This is a genomic window from Burkholderia sp. Ac-20384, from assembly GCF_017104605.1.
GTDB classification, from domain to species: Bacteria; Pseudomonadota; Gammaproteobacteria; order Burkholderiales; family Burkholderiaceae; genus Burkholderia; species Burkholderia lata.
On sequence record NZ_JAAGPE010000158.1, the window covers coordinates 1 to 22,731 of the forward strand.

Sequence of the window (22,731 nt, forward strand, 5' to 3'; positions counted from 1 at the left end):
TGAGGCCGGGCCCGCGACTTCGGCGGCCAGTGCGGGCAGCGCGATCACGCCGGTGCCGAGCACCGCGCCGATATAGAGCGCGGCGCCCTGGAAAATCGTCAGCGAGCCCGCGTGATGAGCAGCGGGCGAATCGGCATGCGAGGACATGGACAGCAGTCTCCGGAAGTCTTGTTGTGTTTGAGCGCGGGAGCCCGCGCGGAAAATCGTTCGATGCTACCCGAACGACGACGGCAGCGCGGCCCGGCGATCAGTAGTCCGTGCGGTGTCGCGTGTCAGCCGGTGTCAGCAGTGGCGTGCGAGCCGCAGGCGGGCATCCTCGCGCGCGGCGGGTGACAGTTCGGGTACGTAGTGGAACGCGCCCGAAACCAGCGATGCGACGGGTATGCCGTCGCGGAACAGCACACGATTGCCGGCCAGCGCCGGCACCTTGTCGCCGGGCAGCAGCGTGCCGGCAAGATTCAGCGGATCGGCGCCCGTCACGCACACGTATTGTCCGTCGCCCGGTTGCCGCCGCAGTTCGCGCAGGATCGGAATCGCTTCGGGCAGCGCGAACTGTTCGCCCGCGAGCCCGGCGACGAAGCGTCCGCCGCGAATCTCGCCACGCGCTTCGAGGCGCTGCAGCACCCGCACGAGTTCGCGCCAGCTCGGCAGCCAGTCGGCTTCGCGTTCGAGCAGCCGCCAGAACACGACGCCGTAACGGCGCAGCAGCGTCCATGCGATGTGTTCGAGCGCGTCGGGGTCGGTCGCGGCCTGGCCGCGTTTCGGCACTGGCGTATCGTCCGGCGGCGCGTGACGCTGCACGAGTGCCCAGCGGCCTGCGTCGTCCATCCCGCCGATCAGCGCACCGCCGCGCCGTGTGCGTGGCGCATAGGTCGCACTGCGCTTGACGGCGGGCTTAAGCAGCGCACGCAGGCCCGCGTAGCTGTCCGCATTCACGAGGCCGGCCGACACGAGTTCGCCGAGCGCCTGTTCGAGTTCGACGGGCAGTATGTGCAGGTCGTCGAGCAGTGCGTCGAAGAACATCGCGCCGTGCGCGGCGAGGGCGTCGCGCACCTGGGCGGCGCGCGCGGACAGCGCCGGTTGCGCATCGGGATCGCGCAGCGCTTGCCACGCGGAGAGATGGCGGCGCGGCAGCAGCACGATCGGCGTCGTTTTCACGGGTGTGCCGGCGGCGCGCGCCGGTGCGCCGATGCGTGTCCACACGAGCTTGCCCGAGCGGCACAGCTCGTCGAGTCCGCCTGCCATGTAGTCGGTGAGCCGCGCGGGCAGCAGCGCGTCTTCCCACGCACTCGCCGCTGCCTCGTAGCCTTCGAGCTGTTCGACCACGGCCGCGAGTGCGTCGCGGCCCGTGCCGCGCGTGTCGGGCGTCAGGTGTTGCCAGTGGAACAGGAAGCGCATGAAATCGGCGCGCTCGACCGGCTCGATCTCGCGGCGCAGCCGCTTCACCGTATAGCGATGAATGCGCGCAAGCAGATGGCGTTCGCACCATTCGTCCGTCGTCGTGCCCGGTGTGAACCGGCCGCGCATCACATAGCCTTCGCGTTCCAGCGCCGCGAGTGCCGTCGCGATCGACGCCGGCGGCAGCCCGAGCGGTGTCGCGATCGAATCGAGGGCCAGCGGGCCGAAGCCGGTGAGCCGCGCGCGGATCACGTCGACGAGTGCGGCATCGGCTTCCCACGGTTGCGCGCAGGCGGCAGGCACCTTGAGCGCCGGCGCGATGCGCGCGTCGGGATGCAGCGCACGCACGCACACGAGCCGTTCGACCGGCACCCACAGCGCGGCGCCGCCAGGCGTAACGAGTTTCGTCGCGCGGCGGCGTTCGGCGAGTTCCGCGAGCCGGTCGAGCCAGCCTTCGTGTTCGCGTGCTTCGCTGTCGGCGATGCACGCGAGCGTGAGCAGCACGTCGTGCATTTCGTCGGCGTCGCGCACGAGCGGCCAGGCTTCGTCGCGCACGGCATCGATCGCATCGGCGTCGAGCGCGCCGAGATCGTCGGCCGATTCGGGATCGCTCCAGCGGCGTGACTGCACGGCCTGCGTGCGGCGTTCCTCGAGCGGCGCATCGTCGAGGAACGCGTACGGTTTCGCGTTCAGGATCTCGGCCGCGAGCGGCGACGGCGCGGGCAGGTCGCGCGCGACGAGTTCGATCGCGCCGCTTTCGATCCGGCGCAGCAGCGCAAGCCAGCCATCGGTATCCATCGCGTCGTGCAGGCAGTCGTCGAGCGTCTGGTCGACGAGCGGGTGATGCGGAATTTCGCGCTCGCCGACGATGTTCTCGAGGCATGCGACCTGATCGGGGAACACGGTCGCGAGCAAATCCTCGCTCTTCATCCGCTGCAGTTGCGGCGCGGTGCGCTTGCCGCCGGTGAAGCGCGGCAGCGCGAGCGCGGTCGTCGCGTTCCAGCGCCAGCGCACGCCGAACATCGGCGCGTCGAGCAGGGCCTGCACCAGCACGTGCTCGGCGCTGGCCGAACGCAGGTAGCGCCACACTTCGTCGAGCGCGAAGCTGTGCGCGAGCGACAGCGACAGGATGATCGCGTCGTCGGTCGCGGCCGCCTGCAGCTCGAAGTTGAAACTGCGGCAGAAGCGCTTGCGCAGCGCGAGCCCCCAGGCGCGGTTGATGCGGCTGCCGAACGGCGAATGGATCACGAGCTGCGTGCCGCCCGATTCATCGAAGAAGCGCTCCATCACGAGCGTGTCCTGCGTCGGCAGCGCGCCGAGCGCCGCGCGGGTGCGTGCGAGGTAATCGGCGATCTGGTGCGCGGCGTCCGGTGACAGGTGCAGATCGTCGACGAGCCAGCGCAACGCCGGCGCGAGGCGGCCTTCGGCGGTGCCGGCGACAACGGTGTCGTGCCGCAAGTCTATCGACGCGCCGGTATCGACGTTGATCCCGGCCTTTGACTTCGCATTGGCACGGGCTTTGGCGTCGGTCCGGGGCGAGGACTTCCCGCCAGTCCCGGTCCCGTCGCCGATGCGTTCACGGTCCTTGCCCCGTGCCTGCCGGTCGCCGTCGGCGAACAGCCCGTCCAGCCGCGCGCGCAGCCGGCCGACCGCCGCCGACAGCTCGTCGCTGCGCCCCGGCGCCTCGCCGAGCCAGAACGGGATGTTCGGCGACTGGCCCTGCGCATCCTCGACACGCACACGGCCCGTTTCCACGCGAATGATCCGGTACGACTGGTTGCCGAGCTGGAACACGTCGCCGGCCAGGCTCTCGATCGCGAAATCCTCGTTGACGGTACCGACCTGGATACCCTGCGGTTCGAGCAGCACCGCGTAATCGGCCATGTCGGGGATCGTGCCGCCCGACGTGGTGGCGGTCATCATCGCGTTGCGGCGCCCGCGCACGGTGCCACCAACCACGTCGCGATGCAGGTATGCACCGCGCACGCCACGCCGGCTCGTGAAGCCTTCGGCGAGCATCTTCATCACTTCGTCGAAGCGTTCGCGCGTCAGCCGTGCGTACGGCGCTGCGCGCGTGAAGCTCGCATACAGCGCGTCTTCCTGCCATTCCGTGCACGCCACTTCGGCGACGATCTGCTGTGCAAGCACGTCGAGCGGCGCTTCGGGAATGCGCAGCGCGTCGAGCTCGCCGCGTTGCACGCAATCGAGCAGCGCGGCGCACTCGACGAGTTCGTCGCGCGACAGCGGGAACAGCCGGCCTTTCGGCACACCGCCGACATGGTGCCCCGAACGGCCGACGCGCTGCAGGAACGGAGCGATCCCGCGCGGCGAGCCGACCTGGCAGACGAGATCGACGTCGCCGATGTCGATGCCGAGTTCAAGTGATGCGGTGGCGACGAGCAGCTTCAGTTCGCCGCGCTTCAGCCGCTGCTCGGCGTCGAAGCGGTGTTCTTTCGCAAGACTGCCGTGATGCGCGGCGATCGCTTCCTTGCCGAGCCGGTCGGCGAGGTGGCGCGCCATGCGCTCGGCGGTACGCCGCGTGTTGACGAACACCAGCGTCGTGCGATGCGCGGCCGCGAGGCCGGCGATGCGGTCGTATATCTGTTCCCACACGTCGGTGGCCATCACGGGCTCGAGCGGCACGTTCGGCAGTTCGAGCGCGAGGTCGCGCTCGCGCGTGTGGCCGGTGTCGACGATCGTGCAGTCCCGCGGCGCGTCGGCCGGGCCGCCGACCAGGAAGCGCGCGACCGCGTCGATCGGCTTTTGCGTGGCCGACAGCCCGATGCGCGGCAACGCATGGCCGGCCAGCGCGTCGAGACGTTCGAGCGACAACGCGAGATGGCTGCCGCGCTTCGATGATGCGAGCGCGTGGATTTCGTCGACGATGACCGAGCGCACGTTCGACAGCATCTGCCGCCCCGACGTGGACGACAGCAGCACGTACAGCGACTCGGGCGTCGTGACGAGGATGTGCGGTGCGCGCTTGCGCAGCGCGGCGCGCTCGGCCTGCGTCGTGTCGCCGGTGCGCACGGCGGTGCGGATCGCCGGCACCGGCAGGCCGAGTTGCGCGAGCGATTCGGCGATGCCGGCCAGCGGCGCGTCGAGGTTCACGTGGATGTCGTTCGACAGCGCTTTCAGCGGCGATACGTACACGACAAGCGTCGCGTCGGGCAGCGTGCCGTCGTGCGCCAGCGCATCGCGCACCAGATCGTCGAGCGCGCACAGGAACGCGGTAAGCGTCTTGCCGGAGCCGGTCGGCGCGGCGACCAGCGTCGAGCGGCCCGCCTTGATGTGCGGCCACGCGAGCGCCTGCGCGCCGGTGGGCGCGGCGAACGTGCGCCGGAACCACGCGGCGACGGCCGGGTGGAACACGTCGAGCGCACTGGCGGCAGGGCGGGTAGCGGTGACGTCCATCGGAGCGTTGAAATGGGGTGCAAGCGCGCGGAGGGCGCGCACACGAATCGAATCGTCAGTGTGCCAGACGTCGCGCGCGCGTGCCGGGCACGTGTGGCGACGATTCGAATTCAGATGGGGGCCATCACCGCACTTTCAACGAACGGAAAGTTGCATGCGTGTCGGCGTGCCGATCGCGCGCCGAATGGCGTCGAATTGCAACTAAACGCGATTCAGCCAGCCGAGCCAGTGCTCGAGCAGCGGCGCACGCGAGCACAGCGACTGCGCGAGCCACAGCGTGCCGCCCCATGCGGCGGCCACGACGATCAGGTCGCAATGCCCGCTCTTCCACAGGTTCAGCGAGTGACGCCGCCAGATCCACGGCACGCCGAGCGGGTTCGGCCAGTCGGCGAGCAGGTGCATGAGGCCGCCGCATGCGAAGCCGAACAGCGGCGCGGCCCACAGCGGATGCGGATGATGAATGAGCCCGTGCCACCCGAGTGCAAACAGCGCGATCCAGCCGATGCCCCAGTGCGTGACGGTGCGATGCGTGATCCACAGGCGGCGCTTGCGGCTCCACCATGCGACTTCGAGCCAGTCGGGCGCGGTGCCGCCCGCGACGCCGGCCACGAATGCGGCGAGCATGCCCGAGTGCCACGGGCCTGTTGCACCGGTTTGTGCGACGAGGACGGCGGCGGCGACACCGGCCGCGATGCCGGACGCATGATGCGCGTTGTGTGATGCCATAGGAAGCGAGACGAAAAAAACGTGAAGCGGTGCGCGCCCGAAAAATGATGCGGCGCGAAAGCGGGGCGCTATCTTCGCAGATCGGCTCGTGCCGCGGGAGGGACGTTTGCAGATTTTTTTGCACGTATCGCGTGGCCTTCCGTGCAGTTCGCAACTTTCGGTTTTTTGTGCGCTGCGTGATGACGTATCGCGCGTGCAATTTCGACCGATCCGCAGACATGTTCGGGAGCAGCTTGGCCGCGCACATGATGAATACGCTTTCGTTGCACGCCCCGTGTTCGACCCTTTTTGTCCCCCTATACTACGAAACCGGAGATGGCCGTCGGCGTGCCGGCGACCATGAGCGGAACAGGTGCTTTTCCTGCCTGAAGGAGATCCACATGGGGGACATGCAATGACTACGCTGAATCGCTTCAAATCATCCGCTGTCGTGCTCGCGACAGTGGCCGGCATCGGCTTCCTGCCGAACGCGCCTGTCTATGCGAAGGGGCCGCAGCCCGCCGTCCTGACGAGCTCGGCAGTCGCGGTGGCCGACAAGTACAGCGCGGATGCCGCGGAGCGGATCTTCAAGGAAGGCGGCAACGCGATCGACGCGGCCGTCGCGATCGCATTCACGCTCGCCGTCACGTATCCGGAAGCCGGCAACATCGGCGGTGGCGGCTTCATGACGATCTACAAGGACGGCAAGCCGTACTTCATCGACTACCGCGAGCGCGCGCCGCTCGCCGCGACGAAGGACATGTATCTCGACAAGGACGGCAACGTCGTCAAGGGCATGAGCCTGTACGGTCCGCGCGCGGTCGGCGTGCCGGGCACGGTCGCGGGCATGTGGGAAGCGCAGAAGCGCTTCGGCAAGCTGAAGTGGAAGCAGGTGCTCGCGCCGGCGATCCACTACGCGCGCGATGGCTTCGTCGTCGACGAACAGCTCGCGCAGCGCGGCGTCGACGCATCGAAGGAGTTCGGCGGCAAGACCAACTTCGACAAGTATTTCTCCGGGCTGAAGGCCGGCGTGAACTTCAAGCAGCCGGATCTCGCCGACGTGCTCACACGCATCGCGAACGACGGCGCGGAAGGGTTCTACAAGGGCAAGACGGCCGAGCTGATCGCTGCGTCGATGAAGACCGGCGACGGCAACGGGCTGATCACCACCGAGGATCTCGCGCAGTATCGCGCGGTGTGGCGCCAGCCGGTGCAGGCGAAGTGGAACGGCTATGACGTGATCACCGCGCCGCCTCCGAGCTCGGGCGGCATCGGCCTCGTGCAGTTGCTGAAGATGAAGGCCGACCTCAAGCAGGACTTCGAGGGCGTGAAGCTCAACTCGCCGCAGTACATCCACCTCGTCGCGGAAATCGAGAAGCGCGTGTTCGCCGATCGTGCGCAGTATCTCGGCGATCCCGATTTCTACAAGGTGCCGATCGCGCAGCTGACCGACGACGCCTACATCGCGAAGCGGGCGGGCGAAGTCAACCCGAAGGAGCCGTCGGATACGAAGAGCGTGCAGCCGGGCCTCGGCACGACGATGCCGGAGAAGGCTGAAACGACGCACTTCTCGGTGGTCGACAAGTGGGGCAACGCGGTGTCGAACACGTACACGATCAACGGCTATTTCGGCTCGGGCGTGATCGCCGACGGCACCGGCATCGTGCTGAACGACGAGATGGACGACTTCTCCGCGAAGCCGGGCGTCGCGAACATGTTCGGCGTGGTCGGCAGCGACGCGAACGCGATCGAACCGAAGAAGCGCCCGCTGTCGTCGATGTCGCCGACGATCATGACGAAGGACGGCAAGGTGTCGCTCGTGATCGGCACGCCGGGCGGCTCGCGCATCTTTACGTCGATCTTCCAGGTGATCAACAACATCTACGACTTCAAGATGCCGTTGAAGGAGGCCGTCGGTGCGATGCGCTTCCATCACCAACTGCTGCCGCCGAATACGATCTTCTGGGAGCCGTACCACCCGATCGAAGGTGAACTCGCGAAGCAGATCGAGGCGCGCGGCTACACGCTGAAGGGGCAGGATTTCAGCGGCGACATCCAGGTGATCAAGATCGACGGCAAGACGCCGGAGGCGATGGCCGACCCGCGCGGGCGTGGCGTGACGCGGATCATTCACTGACGTGAAGGGGGTGTGCGCAGTTGCGATGGCGGCCGCGCACGCCGTGTTCCGCAGCCGGATGTCGTGCCGCCGGCCGCGGAGCGCACTCAGCCGGTGGTCCGGATGAATTCGGCGATACGCGCCGCGATGGCGTCGGGCGCATCTTCGAAGCAATAGTGCCCGACGCCCGCCAGCCGCTCGACGGGCGCGGACGGAAACAGTGCCGTGAAGAGCGGCAGGAAGTGATCGGCGCCGAGCGTTCGATCGGCGTCTCCCCAGATCGCGAGCGCGGGCTTTTCGCGTATCGCGCACAGCGCCGCCGCATCGGACTCCTCGAACCGGTGCGCGCCGGCGGCAAACCCGCGGGCCCATCCGATCGCGCCGACGCAGTCCTCCGGCTGCGCGAACGGCGCACCGTATGCGGCGATCCACGTGTCGTTGATGATCGCGTGATTTTCGAACCCGTTCAGCTTCAGCGTGCTCAGGATGTTGAAGCCGAGCTGACCGAGCACCGTCTCCAGCGTATCGTCCGCCGCCGCGCGCATGATCCACTGGAACCACGGCGCATCGCGACCGTTCGCGTTCAGGCGCTCGACCAGATCGGGCTGGCCGAACGGCGTCGGCCCGTTCGCGGACACGATCCGCCGGATGCGATCCGGATGCCGGGCGGCAAGCCCCATGCCGACCGGGCCGCCGAAGTCGTGCAGCACGAGCGTGATGCGATCGAGACCGCGCGCGAGCACGAAGCGCTCCAGGTTGTCGATATGGTCCTGCAGCCAGTAGCTGCGGTCGTGCGGCGTCGCGCTTTTGCCGAATCCCATGTGATCGGGGACAACGACGCGGTGTGTCGGACTCAGCGCGGCAATCAGATGGCGGAACAGATAACCCCACGTGGGTTCGCCATGCAGGCACAGGATGGTTTCACCGTCGTGCGGACCTTCGTCCACGTAGTGCATCCGGAAGCCGGATGCGTCGTCGAAATGCGGGGCGAATGGAAAGGTGCCGTCGAACGTGGCATCGGACCGGATCATCGAACGCTCCTTCGGTTAGTCGGACAGGTTGGTTTCAAGTTGAAACCGAATCGAAGCGTAGGATATTGGGTTTCAAGTTGCAACCAAAAAAGTGGCCAGGCCAAACGCTGATGGACTGGGCCACGGGTGCGTGATCACGCGCCGGAAGGGCGCAGCGCTGGAATTTATCGGCTGCATACAGGATTTGGCGTGCCAATCGGGCCCAAAGCGGCTGTTCCATTCGGCGATCACGAACAGTCGGGCTCCGTGCGATTGATCTTTTGTATGGTGGGTTTTATATTGCAACCATTCATTTCAACGGAAACGACCACCGTTCCGCCCGCATTCCGGACACGGAGTCGCCTCAAGCCTCGATGAACAGACGAACCACGCACGAAGATTCCCTCTGCGGCGTTGCCCGCCCGCTGGACGCGATCGGCGACTGGTGGTCGCTGCTGATCGTCCGCGATGCGTTCGACGGGCTGCGTCGTTTCGGCGAATTCCAGAAGAACCTCGGGCTGGCCAAGAACATCCTGGCCGCACGCCTGCGCAACCTGGTCGCGCACGGGATCATGGACATCGTGCCGGCCGCGGACGGCGGCGCGCATCACGAATACGTGCTGACCGAGAAAGGGCGCGGCCTGTTTCCGCTGCTCGTCGCGCTGCGGCAGTGGGGTGAGGATTTCTTCTTCGAACCGGACGAGGCGCACGTGCTGCTCGTGGACCGGAAGGCCGGGTTGCCGGTCAGGAAGCTCGAACTGCGCTCGCAGGACGGCCGTGTGCTCGGGCCGGAGGACACGGTCGTGTTACCGCCGCCGGACTGACGTGCGGCGGTCGCAGCAATCGCGCCCGCGTTACCGCTTCAGCAGCGCATGCGCGTGCACGATCTGCTCGGCGAGCTGGTTGATCGAGATGCGCCGTTCCATCGCCTGCGAGCGGATCTGCTGGTAGGCCTCTTCTTCGCTGATCGCGTTGTGCTGCATCAGCAGCGTCTTCGCTTCCTGCAGCGTGCGCGCGGACATCACGCGCTGCTCGAGCTGCGCGATACGGCGCCGGTATTCGTCATGCCGGCGGCTCTGGTGACACGCGAGCGCCATCGCGCTCAACAGGCCGAACGAGCGCACCGGCGTCGTCACCGCGCTCTGCGCATCGATGCGTAGCATCAGTTCGAGGATCGTCGGGCTTTCGTAGGTCGTGACCGCGATGAGCGGCGGCCGTGCATCGTCTTCCAGCCACGGAATAGACAGATGCAGCAGGTCGGGCCGGACCGCGAGAATCACGAGGTCGACGCTTTCCGGCAACGCGGCGGGCGGCGGCCAGCGCTGCTCGGTCGGGCAGCCGATGCGCGAGAGCTGCTCGACGAGCAGCAGGCCGTTGTCGTCGTCCGGGTAGTACACCATCACGCGCAGCGAGCGCAGTTCGGCGAGCAGGCGCGGCGTCGAGCGGATCGGGGTGCGGGCGCGCATCGTCGGTTACGCCTTCTGTTCGTCGGGCGCGTGCACGCGGTCGCCGAGCGAATGCGTGACGAGGTACGGATCGGGATGCACGCGCCGCGTCGCTTCGCGCACGATCGTGAAATTGCCGTCGGCCGTCGCGCAGCCGATGCGCGGGTAGAGGCACGTGTGCTGCGTGAGCCGGTCGATCTTCACGCGCCCCTGCGGCGCGTCGAATTCCGCATCCGCGAGATGTTCGACGAGCCGGTCGCGCTGGTCGGTGCCGGCACGCGCGAGTGCATTGGCGAACAGGTGAACCTGGAAATACGCGGCTTCCCACGGCGCGGACGCACTCGCGTCGTCGCCGAAGCGCGCCTTGAGCTGCGCGATGCAACGACGATTCACGTCCGAATCGATGGTCTGGAAATACGGCGACGACGTGTAGTGGCCGGCCGCGGCCGCGCCCATCTGGCCAAGCTCGATCTCGGAGGTCGTCAGGCTCGCGATCGGCATCTTGCGCGCATCGAGGCCGGCTTGCGCATATGCGCGGTAGAACGCGGCCGTGCTGTCGCCTACCAGCGTGCTGAACACGAAGTCGGGCGCCTTCGCGCGAATGTCCTCGACCACCGCCGCGAAATCCTGCTCGGACGCGACGAGCGGCATGTACACCTCGCCGAGGATCTGGCCTTCCGGATGCTGCGTGACGAGGTCGATCATGATGCGGTTCGACTCGTACGGGTAGATGTAGTCGGACCCGACCAGGTACACGCGCGCGCCGAACTGCGCGGTCATGAAGGCCGCGAGCTGCACGCTGTTCTGGTTGGGCGCCGCGCCCGTGTAGATCACGTTCGGCGAGAATTCGAAGCCTTCGTAGAGCGTCGGGTAGAACAGCAGCTTGTCCCACTTCTCGACGATCGGAATCAGCGCCTTGCGGCTGCTCGACATGTACGCGCCGAACAGCACGTTCACGCGTTCGGTGGCGATCAGCTCTTCGGCGAGCCGCGCATAGACGGCCGGGTCCGAGCAGGCATCGCGCACGACGGGCACGATCTCGCAGCCGTTCGCGCCGCCCGCTTCGTTGATCTCGGCGATTGCCTGCAGCGTGCCGCGCAACTGGCTCTGGCCGAGGTGCGACGTGCATCCGCTCTGCGAGAACAATACGCCAACCTTCACACTGTTCATTCGGTCTTTCCTGTCTCTTCCGGGTGGGGCCGTCACGCGGTCAGGCGCCCGGCCGCGTGCGCGACGACGGCCGGTAGTGCGTCGCCGTTCGCCGCATGGACGCAGCTCGGGCCGACGCCAAGTATTGTAGACAACCCGGGCGGCACGCCGAACGACAAACCGGCGATCGCGACGCCGCGCTGCCGGCCCTGGCGTGCCGCGTGGCGCGCATCCTCGACGAGGTAGCGCGGGTCGAACACGTCGATGTCGGCAGCTTCGCCGTCGCCGATCATCAGCACGGCGGCCCGCGCGCTCGCGGCTTCGCGGCGCAGCAACGCCAGCGCATGGCGCAGTGCGGCGCCGGTGCGCGTGCTCATTCCGCTGTCGGCCGCGAGCAGCGCTGCGCGGCGGCTGGTGTCGAACGTTTCGCCGAAATCCTTGAAGCGCGCGTAGTACACGCGATGCCGGCCGTCCGACGTGTAGCCGTGCACGGCCCAGCGCCGCCGCTGCCGGTCGAACAGGTCGCCGAGCACGAATGCCGCGCGCTTCTCGAGCGTGGCGACCTGCGCGGCCGTCGATGCCGACAGGTCGAGCAGGATCAGCACGGGCCCGCGCGCGTCGTGCGACACGCGGCGGCGAAACACGCGCGGATCGAGTGCATGCCCGGCGCGGCGTGCGATCCGTGCGGAGATCGCCGCGTCGACGTCGAGCGCATCGCCGTCGAGCTGGCGGCCGACGCGCCGCATCGGCTCGGCCGAACGCGGAGACGGCACCCGCTTCGCCGTGCGCCGGTCGGCCTCGATCAGCGCGGCAAGCGAACGGGGTGCTACCGACGTGGCCGGCGCGCGCTCGACGATCGTCGTCCAGTCGCCACGTTCGCGCTGCGTGTGGCAATTCCACTCGGGATAGCGCGGCGCATCGGGCGCGGGCGGCGGTTCGTCGTCGGGTTCGTCGCTGTGGCCGCCGGTCGATGCCGACATCTCGACGCCTTCGTTGCCAGCCTGTTCGGCCGCCACGGCGGCTGGCTGTGCCCACAGCCACGCGTTGTCGTCGCGATAGGGCAGCCATGCGCCGTCGTCAGGCTCGAAACGCACGCGCATCTGGCCGAGATCGTTCGCGAGCCGCGACGCGATCGTGCGGAACGCGCGGTAGTCGTCGAGTGTGTCGCGATGTTCGTTGAACAATTGCACGCCCTTGTCGACCCACGGGTTGCCGTCGCGATACGACGGATCGAACAGCGCTTTCGCCAGTCGCGCGCACAGGCGGCCGAACGTGAGCCCTTCACGGTCGATCGGCACGAACGCAGGTGCCCAGAAGGTCGCGAGTCCCGGCCATGTGCGTGCAAGCAGCGCTTCGACGCGCGCATCCTCGATCAGCCCGGCGACAGCGAGGCCGATCGGTGTCAGCTTGTCGACCGGTTCGCCGGATGGCGAATGCAGCCAGTGTGCCAGCGCGTGCGCGGCCGCCGCGACGCGTGCATCGGGCGCCAACGCACCCGGCACGCGCAGCGCGGCATGGCCAAGCGTCGCGCGCAGCGCCGCATCGTCGAGCCGCACGTCGGTCTCGCGCGCGGTCATCCCGTGCAGGAAGCGGACGAGTTGCAGCGCGTTCATGCGGCGAAGTGCGCGGCGGCCATCGTCTGCAACGCGGCGCGCGTGTCGGCGTCGTCGGTTGCGGCGTCGCTGATCGCGATCCGGCATGCATCGAGCGGTGCGAGCCCCGCGACGATCAGCCGGGCCGCATGCACGAGCAGGCGCGTCGACGCGCCTTCGTCGAGCCCGTTGCCGGCCTGCGCCAGCGCGCGCGTGCGGTGGGCGAGATCGACGAGCCGACGTGCGGTTTCGCGGTCGGCGCCGCTTTCGCGCACGACGACGTCGGCTTCATGCGCGGCATCCGGATAGCCGAAATCGATCGCGACGAAACGCTGCCGTGTCGACGGCTTCAACCGCCGGTGCTCGCCGTGATAGCCGGGGTTGTACGAAATCACCAGATGGAAATCCGGATGCGCATGCACGACCTCGCCGAGCCGGTCGAGCGGCAGCACGCGCCGCGAGTCGGTCAGCGGATGGATCACGACCGTTGCGTCGGGGCGCGCCTCGACGATCTCGTCGAGATAGCAGATCGCGCCATGCCGCGCCGCGAGCGTGAGCGGCCCGTCGGCCCAGTAGGTGCCGTCGGCGTCGAGCAGGTACCGGCCGGTCAGGTCGGCGGCCGACGTGTCGTCGTTGCACGCGACCTGGATCAGCGGCAAGCCCATGCGCCACGCCATGTACTCGACGAAACGGGTCTTGCCGCAGCCGGTCGGCCCTTTCAGCAGGACCGGCAGGTGATGGCGGCAGGCCGTCTCGAACCAGTCGGCTTCGGCGCCGGCCGGCTGGTAGAACGGCGCATCGGCGATGCGGTGTCCGGCGAGCGGATCGGTGGCCAGCGGCGTATCGCGTGCGCTCATTACCACCTCCCGGTCATCATCAGCATGCCGGGCAGCCAGCAGGTGCCGACGCCGATCGCGATCGTGTAGCCGGGCAGGAAGCGCACGCGCCGCTTCAGCCCGAGCGCGACGAAGAACAGGAACCACAGGCTCGACCACAGCAGCCACATCGTGCCGAAGCGCACGTCATGCGACGTGCCGGCATAGACGAGCGCGCTGATCGCGACGAACAGGCAATACCAGCCGAGGCCCGCGCCCTGCAGCCCGCGCCACTGGACGGCGGCGAGGTACAGGTACGTGAATGCGAACAGCAGGCCGCCCGCGCTCGAGAAATATTGCTGCGGCTCGGCGGCCTGTACGAGGCCGACGAGGTTGATCAGCAGCGCGAGCAGCCCGACGAGCAGGTTCAGGCCGGCCGCGTCGCGCGGTTCGATGCGGCCGGTGAGTGCGACGCCGTTGACGACCAGCACCGCGCCGATGAAGAAGAGAGCGACACCGAGCATGATGAAGGCTCCAGAGTGGGACGGAGCCGTTCGCGCACGCGGCGCGAACGGCCGGGCAGGGCGCGGGCTCAGCGGTGCGCGGGCGCTTCGGACGGAATGCCTTCGATCGGGCATTCGGGCGTGCCGGGTGTGGCGCGCGTGAGGCGTTCGACGGCCTGGCGCGTGCCGTCCGGATCGTTAACCCAGTTCGCGTAGAACTCGAACGGGCATTGCGCGACGCCGTTCGGCGATTCACCGGAACCGATCTTGCCGGTGTAGCCGCGGTGCAGCAGCTTGTACAGGTGGTTCTGCGACTGCATGTTGCGGCGTGCGTCGCGAATCAGGCTCACCGAAAGCTCCGCATACTGCACGCCGTTTTCTTCTTCGCCGCATTCGCCGAGCGTGCGGCCGTCGAAGCCGACGATCGCCGAGTGGCCGAAGTACGAATACACGCCGTCGAACCCGGACGCATTCGCGACCGCGACGTAGCAGTTGTTCATGAACGCCATCGCTTTCGACACGAGCACCTGCTGGTCCTTCGCCGGGTACATGTAGCCCTGGCAGCGCACGACGAGCTCGGCGCCGCGCATCGCGCAATCGCGCCAGATCTCCGGGTAGTTGCCGTCGTCGCAGATGATCAGGCTGATCTTGAGCCCCTTCGGCCCTTCGGCGACGTACGTGCAGTCGCCCGGATACCAGCCTTCGACCGGCACCCACGGCATGATCTTGCGGTACTTCTGCACGATCTCGCCCTGGTTGTTGATCAGCACGAGCGTGTTGTACGGCGCCTTGTTCGGGTGCTCCTCGTGGCGCTCGCCGGTCAGCGAGAACACGCCCCACACGTTGGCCTTGCGGCACGCGGCCGCGAAGATGTCGGTTTCCTCGCCGGGGATCGTCGAGGCCGTGTCGTACATCTCCTTCGCGTCGTACATGATTCCGTGCGTCGAATACTCGGGAAACACGATGAGGTCCATGCCGGGCAGGCCGCGCTTGATGCCGACCACGCGCTCCGCGATTTCGCGGGCGTTCGCAATGACGTCGGCGCGCGTGTGCAGGCGCGGCATCTTGTACTGGACGACGGCGACGCCGACGGCGTCGTTGCTGCTGGAAATATCGCCATGACGCATGGTGTGCTCCTGGTTCGGGTGAAGACGTGCGTTTTCGAAAGGCAAAAAAAAGCCCTTGCCTCGACGAGCGAGGCAAGGGCTTCTTTGCCGGTCCGTTCATCCGACAACGCTGTCGGATAACGGGAATGCGGATGGGTGGCCCGGTGTGGGGCCGGCGCAGCGCGGGCTAGCGGGCACGCACTGCGCACGATCGTGGGACGTCTTTGTCCGCCGGATCGATGGGATGCACTCTAGGCAAAGTTTTTTTTGGACGCAACATCGCGTATACCCCTGCACGTCGCGATCAAGCGGCGACCGGTGCGGCGTGCGTCCGGGATCGTGCATTGCGCTGGGCGATCGCGCGGGGTCGGACGCAAGATTGCATCAGCGACGGAGCGGTATCGCCCCGCGCCCGAGTCGACGTGAACGGATTGGCACGCGCATCGGCAATGCAAACAAGGTTGCGTGTACAACCTTATTGTGCACGCCGATGCGCGTCGAATCGCGCTTAACTTCGGTCGTTCGCCGCGTTGCTTTCGAGGAAGCTGTCCACCGCGATCAGCGATTGTTCATCGAGCGTGCCCAGCACGCTTTTCAGTTTCAGTTGCAGCTTCAGCGCATCGAGATAGCTGTCGAACAGCTTCTGCCGGATGCCCGAGATGTCGCGCCGCAAGTTCAGCGTTTCGTACGTCGTGCTGTAGCCGACCTGGTGCGCCTTCATCGACGAATCGTACGCAAGCCGCGCGGCCTGCAGCGACTGCTGCAGTGCGCGGATGCGCTTGCCGACCGATTCGAGTGCGGACAGCGCCTCGCGGTGATCGGTGCCCAGTTGCTCCTCGACCTCGCGCAGCCGGTTGCGGTACTGCTCGGTCACGTGCTCGGCCTCCACCTGCCGGTAGTACACGCTGCCGCCGGAGAAGATCGGGATCGTCACCTGCACGCCGACCGCGCTCTGATGGAAGTCGGAGCGATCGGTGAGTCCGCGCAGGTTCGGGTTGAGCCCGCGCGAATACGACGCGAACAGGTCGACGGTCGGCAAGTGCTCGGCGCTGACGCGTTTCGCCGCGAGCCGCGCGACCTGGACGTCGCGATATGCCTGCCGGTACGCGGGGTTGTCCTGCGGCGCGTATTCGCCCGACGGAATGCGCGGCGACGAGCCGCGCATCGCGAGCCGCGGCCAGCGCGAGAAATCGATCGTCGAACCGAGCAGGGTCTCGTAGCGCGCGCGACGCGCATCGACGTCGGTTTGCGCGAGCGCTTCGTCGGATTGCGCGAGGCTGCGGCGCGCCTCGATTTCGGCCGTATCGCCGATCGTCTTCATCCCGAGCTGCGCCATGCGTCGCGTATCGCTTTCGAGCCGGCTGAGCGCGTTCACTTCGTCGTCGGCCGACTGCAGTTTTTCGCGCGCGCTCAGCAGGTCGAAGCACGCGTTCGCGACGCGCAGGATCAGGTCCTGCCTCGCCACCTCGAACTTCTGCTTTGCCGATTCCTCGTACTCGGTCGCGCGCCGCATGTCGTACAGGTAGGGCACGTTGAACAGCGCCTGCGTGACCTGCGCGGAACCGTATGCGGCATTGCTCGATCCGCTGACGTCGATGCCGAACAAATTCGCGTGCGTACCGTAGCGTCCCCATTCGAGCTGCGCGGCGGCCTGCGGCAACATCTGCGCGCGTGCTTCGGGGAATTTCTGGCGGGCCGCGTCGTATTCGCTGCGCGCCTGCAGGTAGCGCGGATCGTGCACGACCGCATACTGGAAGGCGGTGTCGAGGCAGAACGCACGCGCGTTCGCAGACATGCCGGCTATCGTTACAGCGAACAATGTCACGGTTGCAAGTCGGGGATTCCACCTAGTCGTAAAACTTGATAGGGAATTACCCGCATTCCGCGTTGCCGATCCGCGATTCGCGCGCCTCGTTTCAAACATGGCCGTCTCCGTCTCCTGCCCGTGCCGCAACGTATTGCGGCGGGATTTAAACGTTTTGAAATTGAAATTCAAACAGCATGAATGCCTGCCATCCGTGGCGCATCGGAAAACGCGCCTGTAAGAGTGTGTCCTCCATTGAATTCCGATGCGCTCGCATGATAGCCTGATTTCGGCTCGTAATCGCAGTGATTATTAGATTAACAAGTCGCTAGGGATTAAAAGCCGTTTGTCTTTCAATGAAGGTTCTTTGCATCATCTTTATTTTTTACGAGGAGAGAATGATGAAGGTCATGACGACGGAACAGGTCAGGAATGTGCATGGCGGCGGTGCGATCAGCTCGCTGGGTAGCCTCGCCGTTGACGCCGCGCCGGTGGTGACCGCGCTCGGCCAGTTCCTGCCGAGCCTCGGCAATTACCTGCAGAACCCGAAGACGTTCAATAACACCGGCAAGTAACCGCCGTGCGCGGGGAGGCGCCCCCCGCGCGAAATGCTGCGCAATAGAAGGAAAAGAATCGATCGCCGCAGTGGAAATAAAGCGAATCCGAAATGAATTATTTTCGATTCGGGCGATTATCAGGAGGCAGGAGTGCCGGATTATCCCCGTAATAAAGTCAAAAGCCATTGAGATTGCAATTGGCTGACGGTGGCGGGCATTCCGACAATATAAAGGCCACAACAAATGCGAGACATCACGGAAGAACAGGCCCGCCAGATTCGCGGCGGCGCGTCGCTTTACTCCAATTCGGCCGCCTATACGGTCGATCTCGTCAACCAGTCGATCGGAACCACGCTCCAGGGCCTGATGAGCCAGTACCAGGCCCACGCCGTCGAGCAGTTCCGGATGTCGCTCGGCTCGTCGCGCTGAGCGGCCCGCCAAGCAGCCGGTAACACCGATCTTCCGTCGCAGCCGGCTGCATGCCGGCTGCGCCCATGCGTATCGCGCACGACCCGCCACGGGCCCGCTACCGGCAGGCCCGGGCGGCGCGTCGTCGCGCCCCGGGTGCCCGACCATGCTCTTCAATACGCGTAAAGTCCGTCCGGTCCTGCAGGACGAGGTGACGGAGTGCGGCCTGGCCTGCCTCGCGATGATCGCGTCGTGGCACGGGCGCGAAACGACGTTGCGCACGCTGCGCAACCGCTATCCGGTCCGGATCGATTCCGGGCTGTCGTTCTTCGACCTGATGGAGATCTCGAACGATCTCGGGCTGCGCGCACGCGGGCTGCAGTTCGACGCGGGCGAACTCGATGCGCTCAAGACGCCGTGCATCCTGCACTGGGGGATGAACCACTATGTCGTGCTGACGAAGGTCGGCTACGGCAGCGTGCACATCGTCGATCCCGCGCTCGGCGAAACGAAGCTGCCGCTCGCGCAGGCGCTCACGCACATCACCGGCTACGCGCTCGAACTGAATCCGGACATCGGCTTCACGCGGGCGGGGCAGGCCGACCGGATCCGGCTGCGCGACTACCTCGAAGGGCTGACCGGCATCCGCAAGAGCCTCGCGATCGGCATCGCGGGCGGCGTCGCCGCGCAGCTCCTGCTGCTGCTCGGCCCGTCGTACGTGCAACTGACGATCGACGAGGCGCTGAAGAAAACCGACGTCGACATCCTGTACCTGCTGACGATCCTGTTTGCGATCGTGTTCCTGTTCGACACGCTCTATGCGAACCTCGTCGGCAACATCAAGAGCTACCTGCGCAACATCGTGTCGCAGCAGTTGTCGGCGAACATGGTCGGGCATCTCGCGCGGCTGCCGATCGGCTATTTCCTGTTCCACAACACCGGCGATTCGATCTCGCGCGTGTCGTCGGTGTCGGAGGTCGGGCGCTTTCTCGTCGACGGCCTCGTCGGCGGGCTGCTCAATATCGTCACCTGCACGCTGACGCTCGTGCTGATGCTGTACTACAGCCCGGTCCTGGCCGGCATCAGCCTGGCCGGGATGGTGCTGTTCGCGCTGAGCCGGCTCGCGATCCAGCCGCAACTGCAGGACGCGATGTCGCAGATCCTCACGCGCGGCGCCGAAGCCGACGCGCTGCTGATCGAGAACATCCGCTCCGCGCATTCGATCAAGCTGCTGTCGGCCGAGACCGCGCGCAGCAGCCTGTGGGTCAACGCGTTCACGCAGAAGCTGCAGGCGATGCGCCAGCAGGAGCGGCTGCAGTTGCTGTTCGACGCGATCTCGAAGGGGATCGTGCACGTCGAGCAGCTCGTGATCGTCACGTACGGCGCGTGGCTCGTGATGCACGGCCAGAGCACGATCGGCGTGATCTACGCGTTCATCCAGTACAAGAACCTGTTCGCCGACAAGTTCATCGATTCGATCCAGCTCTATGTGCGCCGCAAGGTGCTGCAGGTGCATATGGACCGCGTCGCGGACGTGCTGCAGACCGAGACGGAGGAGCCCGCGCCCGACGCGGTCGTGCGGCCGGTCGACGGCTTCGACGGTGCGCTCGCGATCCGCGCGCTGTCGTACACGCCGAAGGGCGGCAACCGCCCGATCCTGCGCGACATCGCGCTCGACGTGCCGGCGGGCAGCAAGATCGCGATCGTCGGGCGCACCGGCAGCGGCAAGACGACGCTGCTGAACCTGATCTGCGGGCTCGTGCGGCCCGAGCCCGGCACGCTGTTCGTCGGTGGTGTGGATCTCGCGGAAGTGAACCTGCGGCAGTACCGCAAGCATCTCGCGGCCGTCACGCAGTCCGACCAGCTGTTTCGCGGGACGATCCGCGACAACATCACGAACTTCGCACCCGCGCCGCGGATCGGCGCGATGTTCGACGCGGCGAAGCTCGCGTGCATTCACGACGAGATCGAGCGGCTCGACCATCGTTACGACACGCCGCTCGGCGATACGCAGAAATTCCTGTCGGCCGGGCAGATGCAGCGGCTCCTGATCGCGCGGGCGCTGTACTGCGAGCCGCGCCTGCTGATCCTCGACGAATTTTCGTCGAACCTCGACCAGGCGACGACGCACGAGATCTGCCGCAACGTGCTGACGCTGCCATGCACGATCGTGCTCGTCACGCACGACGCATCGATCCTGTCGATGGTCGACCGGATCTACGAGATGCAGGACGGCATATTGACCGATGCGACCGGCGCATGGCGTTCGGCCGAGGAGACGCGGTGATGCTCGGACGACTCTTTCTGCTCAATCCGTTCTCGTATGCGTTCCTGGTGCGGCGCGCGGTGCGCGCGGTCGCGCTGCGCACGTCGCCCGCGCGCGGGCTGTGGCTGATGCGCTGGTGCTCGGGCGCGTGCCTACGCTGCTTTCCGTGCATTCGCGAGTCGATCGAGCGTGCGGTTGCGTACATGCTGAGCGCGCACCTGAACGACGATCCTCGACGTGTGCGGGAAGTGTCGGCGGCGATCGTGCGCGAGCTGTTCGAGGCCGAGTTCGCGGGGCTCAAGCTGCGGTCGCACAGCCTCGAATCGATGAAGTCGATGATCGACGGGATGGCGTGCGAAGGCGACGAGCAACTGCAGGCGGCACTTGCGCGCGGCGGCCCGCTGATGCTTGCGGGGCTGCACTTCGGCAATCTGATGCTGTTCGTCACGAAGCTGCGCTTCATGATTCCCGACGACCGCAAGCTGATGGTGATCCTGCACCGCGATGCGCCGGGCGCGTTCTTCGACGATGCGCTGCGGCTCGTCGCCGAATACGGTGCCGGCGAAGTCGAGTTCATCGACATCGAGGAGCGCGTGCACCTGCGCCGGCTGATCACGAGCCTGCGGCGCGAGGCGCCCGTGTTCCTGCTGTTCTCCGACCTGCACGGCAAGTTCGGCAAGACCAACCGCTGCCGGCTCGGCGGCCGCTGGGTGCGGATGGCCGGCGGCGGCGTGAAGCTCGCGGTCGAGCAGGGGATTCCGCTGCTCGTCGCATATGCGACGGGCGTGCCGTTTCGCGATCGCTGCGCGGTGCATTTCACCGAGCTCGCGGCCAGCCCGCTCATGCCGATGCTCGGTGCCGACGACGATGCGTCGCCGGTGCGCGCGACACACCAGCGCATCGTCGACCGGCTCGAGCAGGCGCTCGTGCGCCAGCCCGAGCAGTGGCATTTCTGGGAACACTTCACGCCTTACCTGATGCCGACGCCGCTGCTCGATGCGGCCGCGCGGCGTCGCTCCTGACGAGCCCGCCCCATGCCGACCTGGAACTCCGCCCTTCGAGAACAGAAGCCGTCGCGCAAGCTCGCGCGCGGCACGACCTTCGGCACCGTGATCCACGGCGTCGTCGACGTGCCGGTGTCGATGCGGTTCTTCTGCTACCTGTCGCTCGCGATGTTCGCGATGTTCGTGACCGCGCTCGTCGAACTGAGCTACGCGAATACCGAGAGCGTGTCGGGGATGCTGACGCCGCGCTCGGGGCTGATCGGCGTCAGCGCGCCGCCGGGCTGGGCCGTGCGCGACATCTTCGTCGGCAAGGACCAGTACGTGAAGGCCGGCCAGCGGCTGCTGGCGGTGACGCGCGACACGAGCTTCGTGAGCCAGGCGAACAACGTGCAGGGGATGCGCGCGGCGCTCGACCGACAGCGCGTCGAGGTCACGCAGCAGATCGATGCGGCGCGGCTCGAATACAAGTCGTCGGTGCAGCAGATCAACCAGCAGATCGCCGCGCAGGGCGAGAGCAGCGGGCTGATCGGCCGGCAGATCCAGGACCAGAAGCGCATCGTCGACGAGTATGGCGAACGGCGCGCGCGCGTGAAGCAACTGCTCGACGAACAGGTCGTGACGCTCGAGCAGTACAACCAGGTCAACACGCAGTACCTGCAGGCCGGGCAGGCATACCAGGACCTGCTGCTGCGCCGCGCCGAGCTCGCGAAGAACGCGATGAAGCTGCGCGGCGACCTCGACACGATGCAGAGCAAGTACGACGGCGCGAACGCGGAACTGAAGATCAAGCAGGAAGAGCTGAACGCGAAGGAATACAACATCGACGAGAACGTGAACCAGGTGCTGTACGCGCCGGCCGACGGTCAGATCGTGCGGCTCGACGTCGTGCAGGGCGGCGTGATCGACCCGCCGGGCACGCGCGTCGTCGAGATCCTGCCCGCGAAGGCCGACGGGCTGATCGCCGAGGTCTACATTCCGTCGTCGAAGGCCGGCTTCGTGAAGAAAGGGCAGGAAGTGAAGGTGGCGTACGCCAGCTATCCGGTCGAGAAGTTCGGCACGTATCGCGGCAAGGTGCTGTCGATCTCGCCCGTCGCGTTTTCCGCGAAGGAGCTGAACCTGCCGGGCGACGCCGCCACGCCGCAGACCTACTTCAAGACCTGGGTCGAACTGGCCGACCGCACGCCGGCATTCGAAGGGCGGCCGCTGTCGCTGCGCGCCGGGATGATGCTGAAGGCCGACATCGTGCTGGAGCGGCGTAGCCTGCTCGAATGGCTGTTCGAGCCGCTGTACCGCATCCGTCAACGCCTGTTCGGCGTGCCGGCCTGAGCCGATGGCGAGCCGGAACCAGGACCGCCGCCGCGCGCGGCCGGGCACCGTGCGTCCGCTGTCGCGCTGGCGCGGGGCGACGCCGTTCGCGTGCGCGGGCGCCGCGCAAGAGG

General features: G+C 66.8%; 17 protein-coding genes and 1 pseudogene. 7 read left to right on the plus strand and 11 right to left on the minus strand.

Annotation, left to right across the window (positions count from 1 at the left end):
- The 3 genes and pseudogenes from G3O00_RS43500 to G3O00_RS25385 all read right to left on the minus strand — a co-directional run.
- Window positions 1-147 (minus strand): annotated as a pseudogene (locus G3O00_RS43500) (amino acid permease); the annotation flags it as partial.
- Window positions 148-282: 135 nt separating this feature from the next.
- A complete protein-coding gene (locus tag G3O00_RS25380; RefSeq protein ID WP_206144660.1) occupies window positions 283-4,812 on the minus strand; it encodes a DEAD/DEAH box helicase in 4,530 nt (1,509 codons plus the stop codon).
- 201 nt (window positions 4,813-5,013) lie between these two features.
- Window positions 5,014-5,538, minus strand: a complete 525-nt coding sequence (locus G3O00_RS25385; RefSeq protein WP_011355451.1) for a metal-dependent hydrolase — start codon at window positions 5,536-5,538, stop codon at window positions 5,014-5,016.
- A gap of 394 nt (window positions 5,539-5,932) precedes the next feature.
- On the opposite strand from G3O00_RS25385, the gene ggt reads away from it, so the two are divergent.
- The gene (gene ggt / locus G3O00_RS25390; RefSeq protein ID WP_206144661.1) at window positions 5,933-7,654 is read left to right on the plus strand and encodes a gamma-glutamyltransferase; all 1,722 of its coding nucleotides are present in this window, start codon (window positions 5,933-5,935) and stop codon (window positions 7,652-7,654) included.
- Window positions 7,655-7,740: 86 nt separating this feature from the next.
- Here the strand turns inward: ggt and G3O00_RS25395 are convergent, their stop codons facing one another.
- A complete protein-coding gene (locus G3O00_RS25395) occupies window positions 7,741-8,664 on the minus strand; it encodes an alpha/beta fold hydrolase (protein ID WP_206144662.1) in 924 nt (307 codons plus the stop codon).
- 353 nt (window positions 8,665-9,017) lie between these two features.
- Between G3O00_RS25395 and G3O00_RS25400 the strand changes: the two genes are divergently transcribed.
- Entirely contained in the window at window positions 9,018-9,467 is a 450-nt protein-coding gene (locus G3O00_RS25400) for a helix-turn-helix domain-containing protein (protein ID WP_206144663.1), read from the plus strand.
- A 30-nt stretch (window positions 9,468-9,497) separates the two neighbouring features.
- Here G3O00_RS25400 and G3O00_RS25405 read toward each other — a convergent pair whose 3' ends face one another.
- The 7 genes from G3O00_RS25405 to G3O00_RS25435 all read right to left on the minus strand — a co-directional run bounded on the left by G3O00_RS25405 (window position 9,498) and on the right by G3O00_RS25435 (window position 17,177).
- On the minus strand, window positions 9,498-10,109 hold the full coding sequence (locus G3O00_RS25405) for an ANTAR domain-containing protein (protein WP_011355447.1): 612 nt from the start codon (window positions 10,107-10,109) through the stop codon (window positions 9,498-9,500).
- 6 nt (window positions 10,110-10,115) lie between these two features.
- The gene (locus G3O00_RS25410; RefSeq protein WP_174932346.1) at window positions 10,116-11,258 is read right to left on the minus strand and encodes a transporter substrate-binding domain-containing protein; all 1,143 of its coding nucleotides are present in this window, start codon (window positions 11,256-11,258) and stop codon (window positions 10,116-10,118) included.
- A gap of 32 nt (window positions 11,259-11,290) precedes the next feature.
- The gene (locus G3O00_RS25415) at window positions 11,291-12,850 is read right to left on the minus strand and encodes a nitric oxide reductase activation protein (protein WP_206144664.1); all 1,560 of its coding nucleotides are present in this window, start codon (window positions 12,848-12,850) and stop codon (window positions 11,291-11,293) included.
- Entirely contained in the window at window positions 12,847-13,686 is an 840-nt protein-coding gene (locus tag G3O00_RS25420; protein WP_206144665.1) for a CbbQ/NirQ/NorQ/GpvN family protein, read from the minus strand. Before G3O00_RS25420 ends, G3O00_RS25415 begins: the two co-directional genes overlap by 4 nt.
- Complete coding sequence (locus G3O00_RS25425; RefSeq protein ID WP_206144666.1) at window positions 13,686-14,168, minus strand: AmiS/UreI family transporter; 483 nt, start codon at window positions 14,166-14,168, stop codon at window positions 13,686-13,688. The genes G3O00_RS25420 and G3O00_RS25425 overlap by 1 nt, the downstream gene beginning before the upstream one ends.
- Window positions 14,169-14,236: 68 nt before the next feature.
- The gene (locus G3O00_RS25430) at window positions 14,237-15,274 is read right to left on the minus strand and encodes an aliphatic amidase (protein ID WP_011355442.1); all 1,038 of its coding nucleotides are present in this window, start codon (window positions 15,272-15,274) and stop codon (window positions 14,237-14,239) included.
- A gap of 487 nt (window positions 15,275-15,761) precedes the next feature.
- Entirely contained in the window at window positions 15,762-17,177 is a 1,416-nt protein-coding gene (locus G3O00_RS25435; RefSeq protein WP_206144670.1) for a TolC family protein, read from the minus strand.
- A gap of 281 nt (window positions 17,178-17,458) precedes the next feature.
- Between G3O00_RS25435 and G3O00_RS25440 the strand changes: the two genes are divergently transcribed.
- The 5 genes from G3O00_RS25440 to G3O00_RS25460 all read left to right on the plus strand — a co-directional run bounded on the left by G3O00_RS25440 (window position 17,459) and on the right by G3O00_RS25460 (window position 22,618).
- The gene (locus G3O00_RS25440) at window positions 17,459-17,632 is read left to right on the plus strand and encodes a hypothetical protein (RefSeq protein WP_006495012.1); all 174 of its coding nucleotides are present in this window, start codon (window positions 17,459-17,461) and stop codon (window positions 17,630-17,632) included.
- Between the two features lie 225 nt (window positions 17,633-17,857).
- A complete protein-coding gene (locus tag G3O00_RS25445; RefSeq protein WP_174932352.1) occupies window positions 17,858-18,043 on the plus strand; it encodes a hypothetical protein in 186 nt (61 codons plus the stop codon).
- Between the two features lie 145 nt (window positions 18,044-18,188).
- Entirely contained in the window at window positions 18,189-20,309 is a 2,121-nt protein-coding gene (locus G3O00_RS25450; protein WP_206144667.1) for a peptidase domain-containing ABC transporter, read from the plus strand.
- Window positions 20,306-21,310, plus strand: a complete 1,005-nt coding sequence (locus G3O00_RS25455; protein WP_206144668.1) for a hypothetical protein — start codon at window positions 20,306-20,308, stop codon at window positions 21,308-21,310. The genes G3O00_RS25450 and G3O00_RS25455 overlap by 4 nt, the downstream gene beginning before the upstream one ends.
- A gap of 12 nt (window positions 21,311-21,322) precedes the next feature.
- Window positions 21,323-22,618, plus strand: coding sequence for an HlyD family efflux transporter periplasmic adaptor subunit (locus G3O00_RS25460; protein WP_206144669.1), 1,296 nt, complete (start codon window positions 21,323-21,325; stop codon window positions 22,616-22,618).
- Window positions 22,619-22,731 lie beyond the last annotated feature (113 nt).

What these genes read in the sequence shown, in the direction of transcription:
- G3O00_RS25380 (WP_206144660.1), bottom strand. Translation starts at nt 4,812, where the DNA reads ATGGACGTCACCGCTACCCGCCCTGCCGCCAGTGCGCTCGACGTGTTC.
- G3O00_RS25385 (WP_011355451.1), bottom strand. Translation starts at nt 5,538, where the DNA reads ATGGCATCACACAACGCGCATCATGCGTCCGGCATCGCGGCCGGTGTC.
- ggt (WP_206144661.1), top strand. Translation starts at nt 5,933, where the DNA reads ATGACTACGCTGAATCGCTTCAAATCATCCGCTGTCGTGCTCGCGACA.
- G3O00_RS25395 (WP_206144662.1), bottom strand. Translation starts at nt 8,664, where the DNA reads ATGATCCGGTCCGATGCCACGTTCGACGGCACCTTTCCATTCGCCCCG.
- G3O00_RS25400 (WP_206144663.1), top strand. Translation starts at nt 9,018, where the DNA reads ATGAACAGACGAACCACGCACGAAGATTCCCTCTGCGGCGTTGCCCGC.
- G3O00_RS25405 (WP_011355447.1), bottom strand. Translation starts at nt 10,109, where the DNA reads ATGCGCGCCCGCACCCCGATCCGCTCGACGCCGCGCCTGCTCGCCGAA.
- G3O00_RS25410 (WP_174932346.1), bottom strand. Translation starts at nt 11,258, where the DNA reads ATGAACAGTGTGAAGGTTGGCGTATTGTTCTCGCAGAGCGGATGCACG.
- G3O00_RS25415 (WP_206144664.1), bottom strand. Translation starts at nt 12,850, where the DNA reads ATGAACGCGCTGCAACTCGTCCGCTTCCTGCACGGGATGACCGCGCGC.
- G3O00_RS25420 (WP_206144665.1), bottom strand. Translation starts at nt 13,686, where the DNA reads ATGAGCGCACGCGATACGCCGCTGGCCACCGATCCGCTCGCCGGACAC.
- G3O00_RS25425 (WP_206144666.1), bottom strand. Translation starts at nt 14,168, where the DNA reads ATGCTCGGTGTCGCTCTCTTCTTCATCGGCGCGGTGCTGGTCGTCAAC.
- G3O00_RS25430 (WP_011355442.1), bottom strand. Translation starts at nt 15,274, where the DNA reads ATGCGTCATGGCGATATTTCCAGCAGCAACGACGCCGTCGGCGTCGCC.
- G3O00_RS25435 (WP_206144670.1), bottom strand. Translation starts at nt 17,177, where the DNA reads ATGTTTGAAACGAGGCGCGCGAATCGCGGATCGGCAACGCGGAATGCG.
- G3O00_RS25440 (WP_006495012.1), top strand. Translation starts at nt 17,459, where the DNA reads ATGAAGGTCATGACGACGGAACAGGTCAGGAATGTGCATGGCGGCGGT.
- G3O00_RS25445 (WP_174932352.1), top strand. Translation starts at nt 17,858, where the DNA reads ATGCGAGACATCACGGAAGAACAGGCCCGCCAGATTCGCGGCGGCGCG.
- G3O00_RS25450 (WP_206144667.1), top strand. Translation starts at nt 18,189, where the DNA reads ATGCTCTTCAATACGCGTAAAGTCCGTCCGGTCCTGCAGGACGAGGTG.
- G3O00_RS25460 (WP_206144669.1), top strand. Translation starts at nt 21,323, where the DNA reads ATGCCGACCTGGAACTCCGCCCTTCGAGAACAGAAGCCGTCGCGCAAG.